The sequence below is a fragment of the Klebsiella sp. HMSC16C06 genome (assembly GCF_001808325.1).
GTDB classification, from domain to species: Bacteria; Pseudomonadota; Gammaproteobacteria; order Enterobacterales; family Enterobacteriaceae; genus Klebsiella; species Klebsiella variicola.
The window spans coordinates 485,818-488,421 of record NZ_KV792984.1; the positions used below are offsets into that span (position 1 = coordinate 485,818).

Below are 2,604 nucleotides of genomic sequence, written 5' to 3' on the forward strand. Positions count from 1 at the left end.
AGCTGGAGAGCAATCCGGGGAAATATATCCCTGAACATCTGCGTCAGCAGGGTGAAGGCAATGTCGTCAGCATCAACCTGAATCAGCCGATGAGCGAAATCCTGGCGCAACTGTCGGCGCACCCGGTCTCCACCCGCCTGAGCCTCAACGGCACCATCATCGTGGCCCGCGACATCGCCCACGCCAAGCTAAAAGAGCTTATTGATAACGGCGAGGCGCTGCCGCAGTACGTCAAAGATCACCCGATCTACTACGCGGGCCCGGCGAAGACGCCGACCGGTTATGCCTCCGGCTCCCTCGGTCCGACTACCGCAGGCCGCATGGACTCTTATGTCGATCTGCTGCAGTCGCACGGCGCGAGCATGGTAATGCTGGCGAAAGGCAACCGCAGCCAGCAGGTGACCGATGCCTGCCATAAACACGGCGGCTTCTACCTCGGCAGCATTGGCGGCCCGGCAGCAGTGCTCGCCCAGCAGAGCATTAAGAGCCTCGAGTGCGTGGCCTATCCGGAACTGGGGATGGAAGCTATCTGGAAAATCGAAGTGGAAGATTTCCCGGCGTTTATTCTGGTTGATGATAAAGGTAACGACTTCTTCCAGCAGATCCAGAATAAGCAGTGTGCCGGCTGTCAACAGCACGGCTAACGCTCACTTCTGACGCTGATATCAGGCCGTCGCCGTTTGGGCGACGGCTTTTTTTATGCCCACGCCGCGCCAGCTTGAATTCATTTCGCGCCAGGCTATGCTCAACTACAAGCCGTCCGTTGTTTGCTGAAAAATAACAATAATTCTCTTTCTCAGGTGCCTCTATGAACAGGATGAGCGTGGTGATCCTCTGGGCGCTGGCGCTGCTGGTGCTAAAGCCGGCGCTGGCTGCCGAACCGCGACAGCAGCCGACCGCCCGCGAGCAGGCACGCACAGTCACGATTTTCCATCAACCTGTCGTCATGTTGCAGGCTACTTTCGGCCAGACCACGCCCGAAGAGCGCGTCCTGCGTACCCGCAGCGCCTTACGCGCCTTTACTGAAGACGATATTCGCCAACCGCTGCGGGTCGTTGCGGTCAACCGCTATGGTCAGCCGGGCCGGCTGTTTCTGATGAACGGCAAACCGGTGCTGCTGCTGAGCCAGGCGGATCTCGATGAGGGCGATGATTTAACCCTCGACCAGGCGGCCCAGCGGGTGCTGGCGCGAATGGAGGCCCAGCGCACCAGCCTGCAGGAACAGTTCAACGACCGTTATCTGCTGCTTTCAGCCGGCAAAGCGCTGGCCGGTGGGCTGCTGCTGGCGCTGTTTTACTACGGCGCCTTCCGCGCCTGGCGGCGGGTGCGGCGCTTTTTCCTGCTGCGGATCCTTGAAAAACGCAGCGCCATCCCGCAGCACTGGCGGCGCTATCTCGGCAATATTGAAGTTCGACTCTATGCTGTGCTGGTCATTCTCGTCGGCATGCTGGCCAGTTATCTCTGGCTGAGCTGGGCCTTCAGCCTGTTTCCCTGGACACGGGTGTGGAGTGAATCGCTGGGTGACTGGTCGCTGGGCGTGATCCGCGATCTCTCCCTGTCGATTGTCGCCTCCCTGCCGGGGCTGATGATCGTGGTGCTTATTTTCCTGATCACATGGCTCATCATTCGCCTGGTGAAAGTGGCTCTCGACCAGGTCGCCGCCGGCCGCATTCAGGTGCCGGGCATCCATCCGGAAACCGTCAGCGCCACCCGCCGGTTGATCTCGGTGGTCATCTGGCTGTTTGCCCTGTCCGCCGCCTACCCGTTCCTCCCCGGCGCCAACTCCCTCGCCTTCAAAGGCATTAGCGTGTTCTTCGGCCTGATGCTGACTCTCGGGTCGACCGGGGTGATGACCCATGCGATGAGCGGCCTGGTGCTGATCTACTCCCGGGCGCTGCGCAAAGGCGACTGGATCCGCCTCGCCGACAATGAGGGACAGGTCAGCGAGATTGGCGTGCTGGCGACCAAGATCCTCACCCGTGAGAATTACATTGTCACCGTCCCGAACGCCGTGGTGGTGAGCGGGAAAATTATTAATCTCAGCGCCGAGAGCACCGACGGCGGGTTCAATCTCACCACCAGCGTCACCATCGGCTACGATACGCCGTGGCGTCAGGTGCATGCGCTGCTGGAGCTGGCGGCAAGACGCACCCCTGGGGTGGATCAACAAATCGCCCCGATAGTTCGCAAGCTGGGGTTGCTTGACTGGTACACCGCGTATGAGCTGCAGGTGCGCTTGCTCCCCACAACTAAGCTGCCGGATGGCCGCAACGCGTTGCATAGCAGTATTATTGATGTGTTTAACGAATTCGGCGTGCAGATTATGTCGCCGAACTTTGTGATGCAGCCCAAGGCGGCGGTGGTGGTGCCGCAGGAGGCCTGGTACGCCGCCCCAGCCGTCGCGCCGCAGGAGCCTGAGAAATAAGGGCTAATATAGCGGCATTTCCGCCGGGTGGCGGCTTCACCGCTGAGCAAGAACAGCCAGCGCAGAGCCGCGTTTGTGCCGGGCGGTGGTTAACGCCTTGCCCGGCCTACGGATCGTGCGACCTGTCACTCATTTACCCACTTGCGCGACTGAAACTGCCGATGCTGGCGGCCTCAAAA

2 protein-coding genes are annotated in these 2,604 nt (G+C 60.4%); both read left to right on the plus strand.

Annotation, left to right across the window (positions count from 1 at the left end):
• On the plus strand, nucleotides 1–644 hold a 644-nt coding region (locus HMPREF3142_RS29785), incomplete at its 5' end, for a FumA C-terminus/TtdB family hydratase beta subunit (protein WP_228704557.1).
• A 164-nt stretch (nucleotides 645–808) separates the two neighbouring features.
• Nucleotides 809–2,425, plus strand: coding sequence for a mechanosensitive ion channel family protein (locus tag HMPREF3142_RS04655; RefSeq protein WP_012968328.1), 1,617 nt, complete (start codon nucleotides 809–811; stop codon nucleotides 2,423–2,425).
• The last annotated feature ends 179 nt before the right edge of the window (nucleotides 2,426–2,604 follow it).

Excerpts from the sequence above, each read along its gene's own strand:
- HMPREF3142_RS04655 (WP_012968328.1), top strand. The coding sequence starts at position 809 with ATGAACAGGATGAGCGTGGTGATCCTCTGGGCGCTGGCGCTGCTGGTG.